The sequence below is a fragment of the Algoriphagus sp. SE2 genome (assembly GCF_039563885.1).
Classification (GTDB): Bacteria; Bacteroidota; Bacteroidia; order Cytophagales; family Cyclobacteriaceae; genus Algoriphagus.
The window spans coordinates 1-15426 of record NZ_JBCLWJ010000026.1 but is presented as its reverse complement, the minus strand read 5'-3'; the positions used below and the strand labels follow the sequence as shown (position 1 = coordinate 15426).

The window sequence follows — 15426 nt, the reverse complement described above, 5'->3', positions numbered from 1 at the left end:
GAAAAATAGTGATCAAAATAGCGTAATTCAAAAAATACTCACTGAATGAAAACGACCACCAACATAGGCTTAAAGTAAGCTAACGTAAAGTACTAAATTGAAAATGATTAACTTTAATTATAGCGTACAGTGAATCGGATTTTAATGCTCACCTACTTTTAACCTGAGCATTAGGCATAATTCTTTTAGACATAGTTACTGAATGAACAGAACGAATTTCCTATTACCAATTTTTATATCCTTATTCATTTACCAGACCAAGACCTTAGCTCAGGAACGAACCCGAATTTCACGAGCTATACCGGATGGTGTAGAGGTTCAAACGGATATTGCCTATGTCAATTATCAGGATCGCGAATTACTTCTTGATATATATCGACCGAGTAATTCAGGGGACGAAAAATTGGCGACAATAATAGTAATCCGAGGAGGCGGCTGGACAATGGGAGATAAAGAAGGTGTAGGATTTATAGCTGCAGCATTGGCTTTGCGAGGATTTGCCACAGTTTGCATTGAGTACCGAGCATCTGATGAATCTACATTTCCTGCTGCAGTTCTGGATACTAAGTCAGCAGTCAGATGGGTTAAACTCAACGCTGAAAAATATAATTTTAAAAAGTCTTCTATTGGAGCAATTGGAGGATCTTCGGGAGCGCACTTAGCTGTATTACTTGGAGTTTCAAGTAATGTAAATTCGCTGAATCCAACCAACGATAAGGAAGATTTTAAGGTTCAGGCAGTAGTTGGATTAGCACCATCTATTGATCTTACAACATTTTCAGAAAATGAATTAGCCATTAAATGGCTGGGTAAACCATATGTATCAAATGAAGCTTTATGGCAGTCCGCATCGCCCATTTCATATTTCGATAAAGATTCGCCTCCTATGTTATTAATTCATAGCTCTAATGACAATGATGTACCATATGTACAATCATTGATAGCCGTTGAGAAATTAGGCAAACTTGGTGTGTATTCTGAACTCATATTAATTCCAGATGCTCCTCATCCATTTTGGTTTTATAAAGAATGGTTTGGATGGACTATGGATAAAGCAGCATTTTTCTTTAAAGACCAATTAAAGAACTAAATATTGATGTTGGATATCGTAAACAATGCCTAACAAAAAATAAACGTCATTAAAACTGTTTTCATTAAGACCATTGTGCTTTAATAGAACCAACCAATAATACATGATAAAATTCTTTAGAAAAATTCGTCAAAAACTATTAACTGAAAACAAATTCAGCAAATACATACTATATGCCATTGGGGAAATTGTTTTGGTGGTTATTGGTATTTTGATTGCCTTATGGATAAATACAAAGAACCAGGAATATTCACAACAGCAAAAGATAGATTCTATTTTGGTTAAAATACAAAATGACCTCTTGCAGGATATACATAATTCCGAATACTTGATAGGGAACTACATGAGAAAAGACTCTATATACGACAGAATGATGAGCGATAGTCTTACTCCTGATGACATTAGGGCTACCCCAATAGGTGGTCCATTTAGTCTAAGTTTTGTTACCAATTGGTGGATGACCTTTCATATACAAAGTAGTGGATACGAGCAATTAAAGGCCAACCTAGATATTGTACCAGATAGGTATGATGAACTTATAAGGATTTTAGACTATAATCACATCAACAGAAAAGCAACATTCACCACGTACAACAAGAATTCTGAAGATATTTTCAGGCAATACGAATACTACCTTAGCGATTACCAACCTTGGTATGCCATAGATAATTATAAAAGTGAGCGCAGTGAAGCTCAAATTGATTTTATACTGAACCATCCAAAATTTAAAAATCAAATGAATTCAATGCTTGGGTCTGTATCTACCATGGTATGGGAATACACCGGTTACAATCAGGAGATTATGCAGACCTACATTATGATTGATGAATTGTTGGGCGATAAGGCAAGACCATTGCCTAAAGAAATAAGAACAACCAGCGTAGCAAGTGAAATAGATGCAGAACAATTTATTGGTCACTATACACAAAGCTATGGCCAGAAAAATATACTTAACAGTAAAACCATTGAAGTATTTCTTAAAGACAAGGACCTATACTACAAGACAGATGACAATATCACTCAAGGGCCTTTACTATCTTTGCATGCAGAAAAACCCTGGTTTGCAAGAGAATGGACCCGTACTATTTTTTATTTTGATCATGCGCAAAAAAATAAGTTAAAAATATTTCACAATAGTCGTGGAATCACGGAGTGGGTTAAGGTGGATACACGAACTAAAAATCAATGATCAAATTCTTCAGAAAAATTAGACAAAACTTACTTTCAGAAGGTAAAACTGGAAAGATTGCCTGGCCGACAGGCAGGTATTTGAAATATGCGATTGGAGAGATAATACTGGTTGTAATTGGAATTTTATTAGCCCTTGGTATCAATAATTGGAATCAGGATAGATTAACTCAAAACAGAATTGAAAGCAGGTTAACTAGTTTAACAAGTGATATTGAGAGTGAAATTGATGCCATGGATGAAATTATAATGAGAGCTGAGACGCGCATCGCCATTATTAATGACATTATGAAACGGAATAATAAGCCAGAAGCTATCCTTTGGTATGACAAATCAAATCTTGAATATTTATTGGATAGTATTGATAATCCGAATGCCAATTTGTCAATATCGCCAACATTCGACGTGAATAGAGCAACTTTCACTGAACTTTTAAATACAGGTGAGTTCTATACGATTGTTGATAAGGCATTATCCAGGGAAATACAACAGTATTATGCACGAATAGACGATTTAAAAGAGTCCGAACAATTGAATCAAATGGCTATCTACCTGAGGATCATAGAATCAAAGGAGAGATTAGGTATTGGTGTCTATACTGAAGTCACAATGGAGAAGCTTGCAGAGTTGGCAAATAATGATAAACAGTTTGGAGCAGAATTAGAAACTTCAATTGGATTTGATTGGTTACAACGCAAGAATTTTTTAGAACTGAAGCAAAGAGCAACTAGATTAATAGAAACCATCAAAAATAAATAACGAAAGCACAAGAATGTATAATCCCAATTGCGGGTGGATTCGGACCTAGTCGAATCCACTCGCAATTGCTAACATCCGTGCTTAACCGAAAAACATTAACTTTAAATCTATTACTGACGCTTATTCTAGACCGTTGTGCGCCATAATTATGAAAAAATCAGTAATTATAAAAATCGGTTACTTACATAAGCTAAACAAAAGAATATTAACCCACTGATGCAGCTTTTTACATCTCGTTTTCTATATATCTGTTTCTACGGGGTGTCTATTTGCCTAATTCTGATAAGTTGTTCTAATCGAGTTAAATATCTTGAATCAGATGGAGCACTTTTGCCGGTGATGACAAAAGGAAAATCGGATTCAAATAATTATTTGATCATTATTGCCGGAGGTCCTGCGGGTGATGGTATCATGTATCATTATGTGTTTCCTTTTTTTAAAAAGCTTGAGAAAGAATATAAGATAGTTTTCTATGATCAGCGAGGGTCTGGTAATGCTAAAGGTGATCCTGATATTTCCACGTTTAATTTGCAGCAACATGCAATTGACTTAAATAGAATCATCTTAACCATCAAAAAAGATAATGATAAGGCGAATATATATTTAGTGGGTTATAGTTATGGAGGAAGTATAGCTCTTCAGTACTTGAGTAATAAAGAATTTGATCAGAATGTAGATGGGGCTATTATGATTTCAGGTGCGTTTAATAGAAAGTTGCAAGCCAAATATCAGAAGAAACTTACAATCGAATTTCTTGAGCAGTGGGTTGATGAAGGATATATTAAAAACTATGACTATCTCGTAACAGGGTTTACATGCCAACCTGATATGTACGATTGCAAGAAGGATAGTATTGAAACTGTAAAAAAGATAAACACTCGATTTAAAAAGATTGCAAAGGAAAGCAAATATCCTATAAACCCTGTAACTATAAAAAACTTGTTGAACTATGCATTGTTTGCACCGGGAAATCCGTTTCGGTCTGCTCGCAATGAGGCACGCAATGCACCTTACTTCCAAGCTGAATTTGACAGCCTAACTTTTAGCGATAATCTAATAATTTCTAATCCAATACTCTTCATGACAGGCCGTTTAGATACAAATGTGCCGTATTATGATGCGGAAAAAATTATTAATAGGGACGATATTACTATTCATAATAAAAAGCTTCTAATACTTGAAAAGTCCGGTCATCTTCCAATGTTTACAGAGCCGGATTTGATGACTGAAGCAATCCGAAGATTCATAAAAACAGAATGAAATTGTCATCACAATTCGAGCACTTTCCTCGCAGTCAGTTCTTGTGGCCAGACTTACTCACAATTTCCTACTGCCTTAGTTCGTCTTGCACCATAGTCTCTGTATTGTCATTGATATGGAAGAAATATATGAATCCTATATTAGAGTATTGCCGATCATTGATTGAAATATAGGCGTATTTATACAAATCGATATTTTTGACAATAGGACATCGCTTTTAACATTGAAAAGAGAATGAAAGCAATTGACAAACTTACATTGATAGAAATAAATGATTAAGCAATTCTCACGATAAAAAGCTTTGGAAAAGACAAGTATTGTATTCCATGTGAAAAAAGAGAAATTGGTGAGATAGCATAAGCCGATTGTATTAACATTAGAAAAAGTTGAGAAACTATTAGGCAAGGACTAAGGAACTGGCGTACATAAAAAAAGTTCATGAGAGCTGCTGGTGACGAGCCGTCTGAAGTTTAGTTTTCTTAATTTCGTTCATGACATGGAACAAGAACACACTTCGAAAACCGCAGTCATCATAAACTCAAAAGTTAGTGGAAATTTATTGAATGAAGCCGATTAGAATATCATGCGAATTAAAAGGAACAATATCAATAGTGCATTTCTGTTAATAGTAATCTTGGTTAGTATTGCTGGTTTCTGGAATATCTATTTTGGTCTTGATTCAAACCCGACTTTTTATCAAAACTTACATGTCCTGACAACCTTCATTTGGCTAGGGCTACTATTAATACAACTGGTATATATAGAATTAGGAAAGTATTCGTCACACAGAAAATTAGGTAAATCAATTTTTGTTGTAGGACCGATACTCATAGCAACCTTGGTGCTGCTATCTGTACACTCAGCATCTAAATCAGCTGCCCGTGGTGAAGCTGATATGCTTGTGATTCAGAATATATTTCCTGCAATAGAAGTGGCTATGCTTATTTTTTTAGGATTCCTTTTTCGAAAGAACAGAATCCTACACGGCCACTTTCTGATGAGTACATCTCTCTTGTTTTTCGGAATAGCTCTTTTTTTCACCTTAATAAGCTTTGTGCCAGAATATAAAATTGAAGGCCCGGAAACTTTTTATCGTTTTGAAACTGCAGGTATTACTGCAACTTACATAAGTGTTGCTTTTGGACTGGTACTATTTTTAAACCAATGGAAGTCGGGTTGGCCATGGCTTTTAGTTTGCGTGCTTTTTTTTGTTAATGGCTACATAGGTCAGATAATCGAAGGAGCAGATAAAATGGTATCCTTAACTGAGTTCATCGGTTCAATTAATGAATATGCTGCTTTTCTTGTCACATTATTAATTGTTCTAGCTGTTTTAATCCTATCTTTCTTGAAAAGAAAAACCACAACGAACTAAAAACAAATGATGATATCAATTGCTATAAGTAATTTCTTGTCCTCGACTACTTATGAATCCCGATAGCTATCGGGACTCACGGATTTTCCTCTGGTTCGGTTTCTTTTATTAACTCGGTTCTCGCCAACCTAACAAGCCATACACGAACACGTTGTGCTTCATTTTCAGAATTCCCAAATTCAATTAATATTCTTTCCTTAGAAAAACTAACTTTTGATGATAAATTTCTTTAGAAAAATTCGCTATAACCTTTTGGGAAAAAATAAAACTGGAAAGTATTTAAAGTATGCTTTTGGTGAGATAATCCTTGTGGTTATTGGAATTTTATTAGCCATTCAATTGAATGAATGGAGAAATGATATAGTAAACACCAATCAAAAACAGAAAGTATTATTAGCCTTAAAGACGGATTTTGAAGAGAATCTTAGCAGATTAGATACTGTATATTACCACCAAGAAGAAAGTATTATGAAATTTATGAAATCAAGAAATCTCATTGATTCTATAAATTATGTCACAGACAATACAGTGTTTAAAGAAAACTTGGGACATGGTGGATATGGATATAGTTTTAGTCCAATTAATGGGGCCTTGCGTTCTGCTATATCGTCAGGAGATATTCATTTAATTAATGGTGAGCGGTTAACAAAATTATTATTTAGTTGGGAGGACTTGGTTATTGATTCTTATGAAGAAGTTGAACTTCTTAGAAGTTACGGTACAGACCCTTATGTTCGATTGATAAATAGCTATGTCCAAGCAAGAGAATTAGGTGAAAAATCACCCAGTAGGAACGGAAGCAAGCACCTATCTAATTTCGTTGGATTATTTAATGATCCACTATTTGAAAATTATAACCAACAAATGATTTACTACGCGTACATTTATATGGAAGAACTAAAGGTTATTAGAATAAATAATTTAGAAATTGTAGAACTAATTGAGCAAGAATTAAAAAAATAACGAAAGCCGAACAAAGGCGCTTTCCTAAATAACCAAGCCTTCATTTTCAAGCATTTTTCTTTGTCAGTAGAGAGAAGATCGGACGGATTGATTATCGGACATTCATATCCTTCAGTCTTTTGCTCACGATAGATCCAAGAACTGAACTTTTAGGCTTCATAGAAACGGATGATCTGGTATTTTGAGATATGTTCTTCTTGGTTTTGTACTTAAGAACCGGATTATATTATGGGAACCATAAGTAATACTGGTAAAAGTCCTGACATAGCAAGAGCAATTATTAAATAAACACATCACAAAGAGAAAGGTGAATTTGGTACAGCTCAAAAAAACCCCTGCTTTTCATATACTTGTCCATTAGGCTCGTTTGAAAAATGATAGAAACTGAAAAATTTGAAAAAGTTGAAATAACCTCCTCCAAAGAATTAAGAAATTGGTTACTTCAGAATTATAAGAGTTCCAAAAGTTTTTGGTTGGTCACCTTTAAAAAAAGTGAAGCAGATAAATACGTTTCGAGATGGGATGTTCTAGATGAATTAATTTGTTTCGGTTGGATAGATGGGATTAGGAGAAAGCTTGATGACAATAAAACAATGCAATTAATTTCACCGAGAAAAGTAGAGCATTGGGCCAAAACCTATAAAGAACGTGCAGTAAAACTTATTAAAGATGGAAAAATGCATGTTTCCGGATTTAAATCCATAGAAGAATCAAAAGCTAGCGGACTATGGGATTTTATGGATGATGTTGATAATTTGATTGTACCTAAAGATTTATTGAATGCTCTTTCCAAAAATAAAGAAGCGCTAGACTTTTTTCATGCAATTAATGACTCAAGTAAAAGATTCGTTTTGAGATGGTTGAAATTAGCAAAGACAGAAAAAACAAGAAGTAACAGAATTAATCAGCTTGTAGAATTATCTGGGAAAGGAGAGAAACTAAAAGGGAGCTAAAAAACATGTTGGCGTGCATCTTAAAAAACAATATCAAATGTCTAAATCCAGAATATTACAAATTATGTCACTGATAGCTATTTTTTGGGAGCTTATATGTTGTTTGAGCATTTTACAAATTAAGAAGGTTATTCAAGTTCTTTAGGTGGTTTTATAGCTATAATTTCAGGAATTGCCTTATTGGTTGTTTCTAAAAGTAAATCGATTATGAAGAAAGAATCGGATTGAATTCAGATATTCAATTTTAATAATTGGATTAAATGATTTGTTGAAATTTGTTCATTCCCAAAGTATGATAATAAATTTTCAGAGTGGTAAAATAGCCAAATACCTTTGATTTATTTTTTCAATTTTGACTAATTAAAAAAAGCTGGCCATGACATTTTACATGAAGTTTATGCACAGCAAAAGCTGGTTACACCTCAAATACCAACCGTTACTATGCATTTCTTAGCGCATTAGATATTTAAAGGATATACCTAAAATAAAATGATCTACTATTTAAATAGTATACATTAGGTCTTAATCCTTTTCCAAAAAAAAATCCAAAACTGAAAAAATAGAAATGATTCAATAACTTAACTCAAATAGTATGTTAGAAAATCCAAAAATCAATATAAAAATCAAGCTTGCAGCGTTATGGACTTCTGCTTTATTCTTCTACATATATGGTGATTATTTTCAATTATACACCCCTGATAAAGTAGAAAGCCTCATTTCAGGGAACAACAATTTAGATAGCCCAATTAAACTGCTAATTGCATCCATCGTTATGGCAATTCCTTCAATAATGGTAGCGGGATCAATTTTACTCAAACCTACTTTAAATAGAATATTGAATATTGTTTTTGGCTCCATATTTACTTTAATGATGGTCGCAATAGGCATTTATTCAACACATGATTGGCACTTATTCTATGTGATTTATGCATTTCTCGAGAGTATTATAACCGCGATTATCGTTTGGAATGCCTGGAAATGGCCTAAATCAATTAAATAAATGATTTAATATTCTTATTATTCTAATATGCTATTATTTCAGTTCTATTTTTTACATCCAGTTTTGGGAATAAATGGGAAATTTTCTTCTTCATATTCAATATCATTGAACTTATAATTTTAGTCATAATTAATTCTTTTGTATTGAAATGGTCAAGACATACTACTTGAAAAAGTTTATTAAATTGAAAACGACACGCCTACAATAGGTATAGTGTGGCGCGCCTTACTGGAAAGTAAAATAATACCATACAAGGAATGCCGCAGGCAATAATACGTACCAAATATAGTATTGAATGAAAAAATTAAAATGGAAATTGGACATTGATTGGAAATCAAAACTAATTGACCTTCTCATTGTAATAATTGGTATCACAATAGCTTTCCAGCTTAATAATTTCAATGAATCTAATAAAACAAATGCGCAGGAAAGAGACTATTTGAAAAGTTTCCATGAAGAAAATATCGATAACGAATTAGCCCTTGCTTCAGCTTTAGAATTTGCACTTAAAACAAAAAATGATATTGATACCTTAAAGCAAGTTCTTCTTTCAAAAAATTATGAAGATGATAGAATTAAAAACCTATCAGCCAGTATGATGGCATTATCTGACTTTCATCCATCTTTAGTAACAATGGAAAGCATTACTGAATCAGGAGAATTTAAACTAATTAGTGATTTAGAATATAGAGAGAAATTAATAGATACATATAATTCTTATCAAACTACGTCTCAACTAGAGAGTATTCTATCTGACTACGTAAATGAATATGTAACACCTTTTTTCTTTAGGAATATAAGGTTCAGCGATTTTTCTTCCCTCCATGATAATTTTCAAGAAAGTCCTGAATTTGAAAATATTGTCATTGGGTATGACGCTCTTTTAACCCAGAAGCTAAAAGGATATGAAGAGAACTTAAAAAAACTTAAAGAGCTAAATCAATTATTAACTACCGCCAACAAAGCATATAAGTAGTGCATCTCTAGCTCTACGCATTACTGACATGCTAAGCGTTATCGACAAACATACCAGCTCAATATGAACAGTATCTTCTGAAATGAAATATCGGACCACTTTAAAAGTGTAGAACATATCATAGCTGGTCGTTATGCTTAATACTGAGGAAAAGAAATGACACTTGAGGATTTAGGATATAATTTAGAATTAGAAAAATACAGAAAGAACCATAACCTTGATTCCTTTGGTGTTGGACGTGTTACCTCAGAACATAAAGAAAGGTATATTGTAAAAACTCCTGAGCAAGAATATGATAGTGAAATAATCGGAAACTTGCGTTTCACTGCAAACAATAGGTCTGATTTCCCTGCAGTTGGTGACTGGGTAGCTATCTCCGAATATGACAACAATAAAGCACTGATTCAATCTGTCTTCCCAAGAAAAACAATTATTGAAAGGCAAGCCGTGGGCAAACATGGGGAAAAGCAAATCATAGCAACAAATATTGATTATGCTTTCATTATACAAGCTGTCGACAGAGATTTTAACATAAACAGGATCGAACGATATTTAACTATTTGTAATACGTCCAAAGTAAATCCAATTATTATACTCAATAAAATTGATCTGATAAATGATAATGAATTATCAGAGCTGGTTAGTAAAGTTCAAGAAAGGGCGAAACAGGTACCGATAATCCCTATTAGTAACACGTCTAAAAAAGGGTTTGAAAAACTCGAAGAGACTCTTGAAAAGAGCAAAACCTATTGTTTGTTAGGTTCATCAGGAGTAGGAAAGTCTACCCTATTGAACAACTTATTGGAAAAGCAATTAATGAAAACCAATACGATAAGTTCAAGTACAAATAAAGGTCGACACGTTACTAGTCATCGTGAATTAATAGTCCTTGAAAATGGTGGGATTCTAATAGACAATCCGGGAATGAGAGAAGTTGGAATCGCAGATTCTAATGATGGATTAGAAATAACCTTTAGTAAAATTATTGAGCTGTCCAAAGACTGTAAATTCAAAGATTGTACTCATACTACCGAAATTAACTGCGCGGTTTTATCAGCTGTTGAAAAAGGTGAAATTGACAAATCGTCATTCGAAAACTTCATCAAAATGGTAAGAGAAAAAGAGCATTTTGAATCAACTGTTGCAGAAAAACGAAAAAAAGAAAAGGATTTTGGAAAAATGGTAAAGAACTATAAAAAAAGTAATTACAAAAAATACTAAGCCCAACAAGCTTCTGTGGCGATTAGCTACGAAAATAGAGGAGATTAACGCCATTTTATGGTGCAAATAAAGAAGTTGGGCATAATAGTGCATAATTCACATAACGAATATCAATAATATGAAAACTAAAATTTTACTTTTCATTAACTTATCAATTTTGTGTCTTTTCCTTTCATGTTCTCCTAAAGTTGATTCGGAAACTGAAAAATCAGATGTGACTGAAGCAGTTAACCGATTATATCAGTCTTTTGAAAATAAGGATATAAACCTAATGTCAGAAATAATGGCTCATGATGAAAATATGCTAAGCTTCGGTACTAACATATCCGACATCCACAATAGTTGGACAGAATGGAGAAATAATCACATAACTCAATTTGAGGCATTTGATAAAGCCAAAATCAACTCTAAAAATATGAATGTCTATCTAAGTCAGAATAGCAATGTGGCTTGGTTTGCGGATGTAAGTGATTGGACGTTAACTATTAATAATGAAAATGTACAAATGAAGGATATTAGAATTACAGGTGTTCTAGAGAAAAGAAATAATGCCTGGAAAATTGTTCAAATTCATGCTTCAGTTCCACAGAACTAATCTAAATAAAATACTATGCCCAACATCTAGTATAGCAAATAGCTAGAATAGGCTAAACCGAAAGATTCGGTTTATTAAAACTTAAAAGTTAAACTGAAAGGTAATCTTGTATTTACACGCTACTTGCCATACTAGAAAATCGTTGTAAATAATATAAAAAAGAAACGAATCATGAGACAAGAAATATTTCAATCTGAATTTATTAGTTTCAGTGGTGAATTAACCTCTTTTCTATATCGTCTTGTAGCTAATAAACAGGATGCAGAAGATCTGACACAGGACACATACATCAAGGCATTGTCCAACCTTGATTCATATCAACCCGAAAAAGCAAGTTTAAAAACATGGGTATTCACCATCGCTATAAATACAGGTAAGAACTACCTGGTAAAAATGAAACGATGGGGTGAAAATGATTTAACCGTTTGTCAAGTGTATCATTCAAACAGTCCTGAAAGGATGGAGGAAATTGGCAAAGTTTTCAATTCAACTCCTGACGCACGTTTTGAGATGAAGGAACATCTCAATTACTGTTTTACCTGTATTACCAAAACTCTAGAATTAACCCAACAAATCTGTCTTTTACTCAAGGATGTATATGGGTTTAAACAAGAGGAAATCATTGAAATTACCGGGTTAAGCGAAGGGAAAGTTAAACACGGCATTGCCGATGCCAGAAAAAACCTTAAGAGAATATTTGATAACAGATGCGCTCTTATTAATAAGAATGGTATTTGTAATCAATGCACAGCCTTAAATGGAATATTCAACCCAAAACAGGATGCTCATATTAAAGCAAAAGAATTAAAACTATCATCAACAAGCGATCAGGATAAACTTCTTGATCTAAGAATGAAACTTGTTAAAGAAACGGATCCTCTACAGGGGTCAAGTGAACTGCATACTTTTTTTCTAGAAAATATCCCTTCATGGGTTGAAAAAGCAACTTCATAAAAATAATTTCAGTTTTCCCGTTCAAAAATTTCTGCTGAATTGTATAAGTAATAGATGCCCACAAAAAAGGGAGATAATTATACACTTAAAAAGCTAAGAAAATGAAAAATGCAGAACAAACTTGGGGAGCATACGCTCAATCAATGCAACAACAAAATGAAACTTGGAAAAGTCTTCTTGCAGATGAAGTAACATTCACCGGACCTGCAGCAAAAGCAGCGGGAAAATCAGAATATATTAAAATCACTGAAGATTTCTTTGGTATGGTTCGTGGAGCTGAATTGAAACGCTATGTAGCAAATGAAAAGCTTGTAGCTACTGAGGTAGAAATAAAAGTCGCTACTCCAACAGGTAATATTATAACACTGGACATGGCTGAGTTTTATGAAATTGAAGACGGTAAAATCAAGTCGGTTAAAGTGCACTATGACGCACAAGAGTTTAGAAAAGAATTTGGAATCAATTAAAAAATATAGCGTTATGGACAAAATTCAAAAAATACCTGTAGGATTAGAAAAGTACTTGGGCATTGGAGATATGGTTTTACCCTCAGAGGAAACCCTAAGGAATGAACTGGCTAAAATTCCAAAAGGAAAACTAACTACAATTCCAATGCTCCGTGAATCAATAGCATATCAACTAGGGGTAACGACAGCTTGTCCAAAAACTAGTTTGAAGCTGCTAAGAAACATGATGGAGGAAAAAAACTCAGGTGCCTATAAAGTATTAAATGGCAAAGGAGAACTTGTCGCTTCTGATGTTGAACTGCAATCGGAACTTTTAAAGTCAGACGGATTTGAAATTGACTCTTCAAAAGCAAAACCGAAAGTTGTCAATTTTAAAGACAAAATTTCTTCTTAGTATTTCAAGGATCACACCTATTTAAAAAAGCGGGGCATTACCTCGCTTTTTCTACTTGCGGGAATTAATAATTTGATAAATGCTCAGTTATCAGTTTTTGCCTCATTTCACTAACCAGCGATTCTTTATGATTGATGGCTTGATCCATAAATTCCTTTGGTGATTCTGTCAAATCATCATTTAGCCCTCCCCAAATAATCATTTCCAATAAAATGGGGAGAAGATCAATTCCCTTTTGAGTTAGACTATAACGAATTCTTGATTTCTTAACGGTATCCTCTCCTTTGGATATGATACCCATTTCCTCAAGCTTTTTCAACCTATCGCCCAATACACTTGTTGAAACTTTTTCTCCAGCTTCCAAAAACTCGTTGTAATGCCTTTTACCCTTAAACATTAAATCTCGAATAATGAGAAAAGACCACCTGTCTCCAAAGTGTTCTAAAGTATAATTAATAGGGCAATGTGACCGCACTTCCATAATTCAAATTTAGGAAATTTTTACATTTTAACTTGCTTTTTCAAAGTTAATATGTAATTTAGCTTCGTTTTTACAAGTTAAATTATAAATCAAAATTTTAATAAGATGGAAAAATCACCAATGCAAATTGTACACGACGGATTTGGAGGAGGAATGGCTTCTGGGACAGATTCTTGGAAAGAATTTATTGCCGATGAGATCACCTTTACCGGTCCAGCAGCACAAGTAAGTGGTCTAGACGCTTTTATCGAATTAAACGAAGGCTTTATGTCTATGGTAAGAGGCAACAGAATGAAAAAAGCTGTAGAGGTTGACAATTACGTAATCACTCAAGTGGAGATTGATGTAGAAATGCCCACAGGGAAAACTATCACCTTAGACATGAGTGAATGGTATGAAACGAAAGAAGGGAAAATTCAAAGTATCAAAGTATATTATGATGCTGAGGAGTTCAGAAGAGAATCAAAATAGTACTTTCATGAGGTATTTCGAGAAAGAACCAAACGTTCAAGGAATTGATTCTATAATCATTGATGCTCCCATATCTAAATTGTGGACATTAATTCAGGATTCTAAAGCTATGGAATCGTGGGGGCCACCTGTAACAAAAATAGAAGTAGAACTGCTTCCTGAACAAACTGTTGAAGGAATTGGGTCGAAGAGAAAAGTATTTGCGAAGTTCTCTGAAAAGCGACAAGGATGGTATAATGAAGTAAGGACAGAAGAAATAGAAAATAAGAGCGTTACTTTCAAAATTAATGAGGACAGTTTCGGTATGGGTAAGATTCTGAGTGATGTAGGTGCTAAAATGGAACTGCTTGAAATCAACAAAAATAAAACCGAGTTCATATTTACTTTTTTTCATAGGCCCATTAATATTTTGGGATGGTTCATGAATCCGATGATCAGAATGGATCAGAAAAAAAATCGGTTAAAGGCACTTCAATCCATTAAAAGCTATGTTGAAACAGGAAAAGCAATTAAAAATTGATCAATGAGTTCGCTAAAATCGGTAGTTCAAAAATTTTACCCATCATTGAAATATTAGAATGAAGATTATAAAAATAGTATTGATAACTCTGATAGCAATATTGGGATTGAGTGCGGGAGCAGCTAAGATATCGCTCATGCCTGAAGAAATGGAGTTTTTCAGTAAAGTGGGCATGAGTGATAAGATGCTAATTGCATTTGGTCTAATACAGCTCATTGGGACGATTCTTTTCATTTTTTCAAAAACCAGAAAAATTGGTGCCTCCATCTTGACTTTTACTTTTGGGGCATCCTCCATCATAATATTTTTAACCGGGAAAATTGCCTTTGGATTATTTTCTCTCCTACCCATTAGTTTAATACTGGTATTACAAAACCTTAAACGAAAATGAATTATGGCTTACAGTGAATATCTGGCTGATCGGGTCAGGCAACGATTATCCAAGGTAAATGTGACTGAAGAAAAGAAAATGATGGGAGGCCTCATTTTTATGGTAAATCACAAAATGTGCATTGGTTTAGACATTGATAAAAAAAACGGAAATGACAGATTGATGGTGCGTGTTGGGAAAGCGTCACATGATCAATTAATTTTTAAAAAGGGAAGCCGCGAAATGGATTTTACCGGTAAAGTAATGCGGGGATTTCTATTCGTTGAACCCGAAGGCTTTGACGCAGAAGATGACCTTGATTTTTGGATAGAAAAGGCATTATATTTTAATAGAGAAATAAGTTAAGAACTACCTACAACAAGGTATTC

General features: G+C 33.7%; 19 protein-coding genes. 17 read left to right on the top strand and 2 right to left on the bottom strand.

All coding sequences use genetic code 11. The annotated features are described in order from the left end of the window. Positions 1-202: 202 nt before the first annotated feature. The 14 genes from AAGF08_RS19395 to AAGF08_RS19330 all read left to right on the top strand — a co-directional run bounded on the left by AAGF08_RS19395 (position 203) and on the right by AAGF08_RS19330 (position 13195). On the top strand, positions 203-1090 hold the full coding sequence (locus tag AAGF08_RS19395; RefSeq protein WP_343513066.1) for an alpha/beta hydrolase: 888 nt from the start codon (positions 203-205) through the stop codon (positions 1088-1090). Between the two features lie 103 nt (positions 1091-1193). Continuing rightward, a complete protein-coding gene (locus AAGF08_RS19390; protein WP_343513065.1) occupies positions 1194-2279 on the top strand; it encodes a hypothetical protein in 1086 nt (361 codons plus the stop codon). Next, positions 2276-3037 (top strand): DUF6090 family protein, encoded by a 762-nt coding sequence (locus AAGF08_RS19385; RefSeq protein WP_343513064.1) that lies wholly within the window; start codon positions 2276-2278, stop codon positions 3035-3037. Before AAGF08_RS19390 ends, AAGF08_RS19385 begins: the two co-directional genes overlap by 4 nt. 339 nt (positions 3038-3376) lie before the next feature. Beyond that, on the top strand, positions 3377-4297 hold the full coding sequence (locus AAGF08_RS19380; RefSeq protein WP_343513063.1) for an alpha/beta hydrolase: 921 nt from the start codon (positions 3377-3379) through the stop codon (positions 4295-4297). A gap of 583 nt (positions 4298-4880) precedes the next feature. Next, complete coding sequence (locus tag AAGF08_RS19375; RefSeq protein WP_343513062.1) at positions 4881-5672, top strand: hypothetical protein; 792 nt, start codon at positions 4881-4883, stop codon at positions 5670-5672. Between the two features lie 216 nt (positions 5673-5888). Next, positions 5889-6635, top strand: a complete 747-nt coding sequence (locus AAGF08_RS19370; protein WP_343513061.1) for a DUF6090 family protein — start codon at positions 5889-5891, stop codon at positions 6633-6635. A gap of 374 nt (positions 6636-7009) precedes the next feature. Beyond that, positions 7010-7588: a YdeI/OmpD-associated family protein gene (locus AAGF08_RS19365; protein ID WP_343513060.1), complete on the top strand. Its 579-nt coding sequence runs from the start codon at positions 7010-7012 to the stop codon at positions 7586-7588. Positions 7589-8180: 592 nt separating this feature from the next. Next, on the top strand, positions 8181-8588 hold the full coding sequence (locus AAGF08_RS19360) for a DUF6326 family protein (RefSeq protein WP_343513059.1): 408 nt from the start codon (positions 8181-8183) through the stop codon (positions 8586-8588). A 295-nt stretch (positions 8589-8883) separates the two neighbouring features. Further along, on the top strand, positions 8884-9564 hold the full coding sequence (locus AAGF08_RS19355) for a hypothetical protein (protein WP_343513058.1): 681 nt from the start codon (positions 8884-8886) through the stop codon (positions 9562-9564). A gap of 156 nt (positions 9565-9720) precedes the next feature. After that, the gene (rsgA, locus tag AAGF08_RS19350) at positions 9721-10785 is read left to right on the top strand and encodes a ribosome small subunit-dependent GTPase A (RefSeq protein ID WP_343513056.1); all 1065 of its coding nucleotides are present in this window, start codon (positions 9721-9723) and stop codon (positions 10783-10785) included. Positions 10786-10903: 118 nt separating this feature from the next. Beyond that, on the top strand, positions 10904-11380 hold the full coding sequence (locus AAGF08_RS19345) for a nuclear transport factor 2 family protein (protein WP_343513055.1): 477 nt from the start codon (positions 10904-10906) through the stop codon (positions 11378-11380). 171 nt (positions 11381-11551) lie between these two features. After that, positions 11552-12334, top strand: coding sequence for a sigma-70 family RNA polymerase sigma factor (locus AAGF08_RS19340; RefSeq protein ID WP_343513054.1), 783 nt, complete (start codon positions 11552-11554; stop codon positions 12332-12334). 101 nt (positions 12335-12435) lie between these two features. Beyond that, positions 12436-12801 (top strand): nuclear transport factor 2 family protein, encoded by a 366-nt coding sequence (locus tag AAGF08_RS19335; RefSeq protein ID WP_343513053.1) that lies wholly within the window; start codon positions 12436-12438, stop codon positions 12799-12801. 13 nt (positions 12802-12814) lie between these two features. Further along, entirely contained in the window at positions 12815-13195 is a 381-nt protein-coding gene (locus tag AAGF08_RS19330) for a hypothetical protein (protein ID WP_343513052.1), read from the top strand. A 64-nt stretch (positions 13196-13259) separates the two neighbouring features. Here the strand turns inward: AAGF08_RS19330 and AAGF08_RS19325 are convergent, their stop codons facing one another. After that, a complete protein-coding gene (locus tag AAGF08_RS19325) occupies positions 13260-13676 on the bottom strand; it encodes a helix-turn-helix domain-containing protein (RefSeq protein WP_343513051.1) in 417 nt (138 codons plus the stop codon). 105 nt (positions 13677-13781) lie between these two features. Between AAGF08_RS19325 and AAGF08_RS19320 the strand changes: the two genes are divergently transcribed. Beyond that, positions 13782-14147: a nuclear transport factor 2 family protein gene (locus AAGF08_RS19320; protein ID WP_343513050.1), complete on the top strand. Its 366-nt coding sequence runs from the start codon at positions 13782-13784 to the stop codon at positions 14145-14147. A gap of 7 nt (positions 14148-14154) precedes the next feature. Then, positions 14155-14667: an SRPBCC family protein gene (locus AAGF08_RS19315; protein WP_343513049.1), complete on the top strand. Its 513-nt coding sequence runs from the start codon at positions 14155-14157 to the stop codon at positions 14665-14667. A gap of 42 nt (positions 14668-14709) precedes the next feature. Here the strand turns inward: AAGF08_RS19315 and AAGF08_RS19310 are convergent, their stop codons facing one another. Beyond that, positions 14710-15018 carry a hypothetical protein gene (locus AAGF08_RS19310; protein ID WP_343513048.1) on the bottom strand — a complete coding sequence of 103 codons (309 nt, stop codon included), beginning with the start codon at positions 15016-15018 and terminating at the stop codon, positions 14710-14712. Between the two features lie 43 nt (positions 15019-15061). Between AAGF08_RS19310 and AAGF08_RS19305 the strand changes: the two genes are divergently transcribed. Then, positions 15062-15403, top strand: coding sequence for a TfoX/Sxy family protein (locus tag AAGF08_RS19305; RefSeq protein WP_343513047.1), 342 nt, complete (start codon positions 15062-15064; stop codon positions 15401-15403). Positions 15404-15426: the final 23 nt, after the last annotated feature.

Bases quoted from the DNA above. Each gene is read 5' to 3' on its own strand.
- AAGF08_RS19395 (WP_343513066.1), top strand. From the start codon at position 203: ATGAACAGAACGAATTTCCTATTACCAATTTTTATATCCTTATTCATT.
- AAGF08_RS19390 (WP_343513065.1), top strand. From the start codon at position 1,194: ATGATAAAATTCTTTAGAAAAATTCGTCAAAAACTATTAACTGAAAAC.
- AAGF08_RS19385 (WP_343513064.1), top strand. From the start codon at position 2,276: ATGATCAAATTCTTCAGAAAAATTAGACAAAACTTACTTTCAGAAGGT.
- AAGF08_RS19380 (WP_343513063.1), top strand. From the start codon at position 3,377: ATGACAAAAGGAAAATCGGATTCAAATAATTATTTGATCATTATTGCC.
- AAGF08_RS19375 (WP_343513062.1), top strand. From the start codon at position 4,881: ATGCGAATTAAAAGGAACAATATCAATAGTGCATTTCTGTTAATAGTA.
- AAGF08_RS19370 (WP_343513061.1), top strand. From the start codon at position 5,889: ATGATAAATTTCTTTAGAAAAATTCGCTATAACCTTTTGGGAAAAAAT.
- AAGF08_RS19365 (WP_343513060.1), top strand. From the start codon at position 7,010: ATGATAGAAACTGAAAAATTTGAAAAAGTTGAAATAACCTCCTCCAAA.
- AAGF08_RS19360 (WP_343513059.1), top strand. From the start codon at position 8,181: ATGTTAGAAAATCCAAAAATCAATATAAAAATCAAGCTTGCAGCGTTA.
- AAGF08_RS19355 (WP_343513058.1), top strand. From the start codon at position 8,884: ATGAAAAAATTAAAATGGAAATTGGACATTGATTGGAAATCAAAACTA.
- rsgA (WP_343513056.1), top strand. From the start codon at position 9,721: ATGACACTTGAGGATTTAGGATATAATTTAGAATTAGAAAAATACAGA.
- AAGF08_RS19345 (WP_343513055.1), top strand. From the start codon at position 10,904: ATGAAAACTAAAATTTTACTTTTCATTAACTTATCAATTTTGTGTCTT.
- AAGF08_RS19340 (WP_343513054.1), top strand. From the start codon at position 11,552: ATGAGACAAGAAATATTTCAATCTGAATTTATTAGTTTCAGTGGTGAA.
- AAGF08_RS19335 (WP_343513053.1), top strand. From the start codon at position 12,436: ATGAAAAATGCAGAACAAACTTGGGGAGCATACGCTCAATCAATGCAA.
- AAGF08_RS19330 (WP_343513052.1), top strand. From the start codon at position 12,815: ATGGACAAAATTCAAAAAATACCTGTAGGATTAGAAAAGTACTTGGGC.
- AAGF08_RS19325 (WP_343513051.1), bottom strand. From the start codon at position 13,676: ATGGAAGTGCGGTCACATTGCCCTATTAATTATACTTTAGAACACTTT.
- AAGF08_RS19320 (WP_343513050.1), top strand. From the start codon at position 13,782: ATGGAAAAATCACCAATGCAAATTGTACACGACGGATTTGGAGGAGGA.
- AAGF08_RS19315 (WP_343513049.1), top strand. From the start codon at position 14,155: ATGAGGTATTTCGAGAAAGAACCAAACGTTCAAGGAATTGATTCTATA.
- AAGF08_RS19310 (WP_343513048.1), bottom strand. From the start codon at position 15,018: ATGGGTAGGAGAGAAAATAATCCAAAGGCAATTTTCCCGGTTAAAAAT.
- AAGF08_RS19305 (WP_343513047.1), top strand. From the start codon at position 15,062: ATGGCTTACAGTGAATATCTGGCTGATCGGGTCAGGCAACGATTATCC.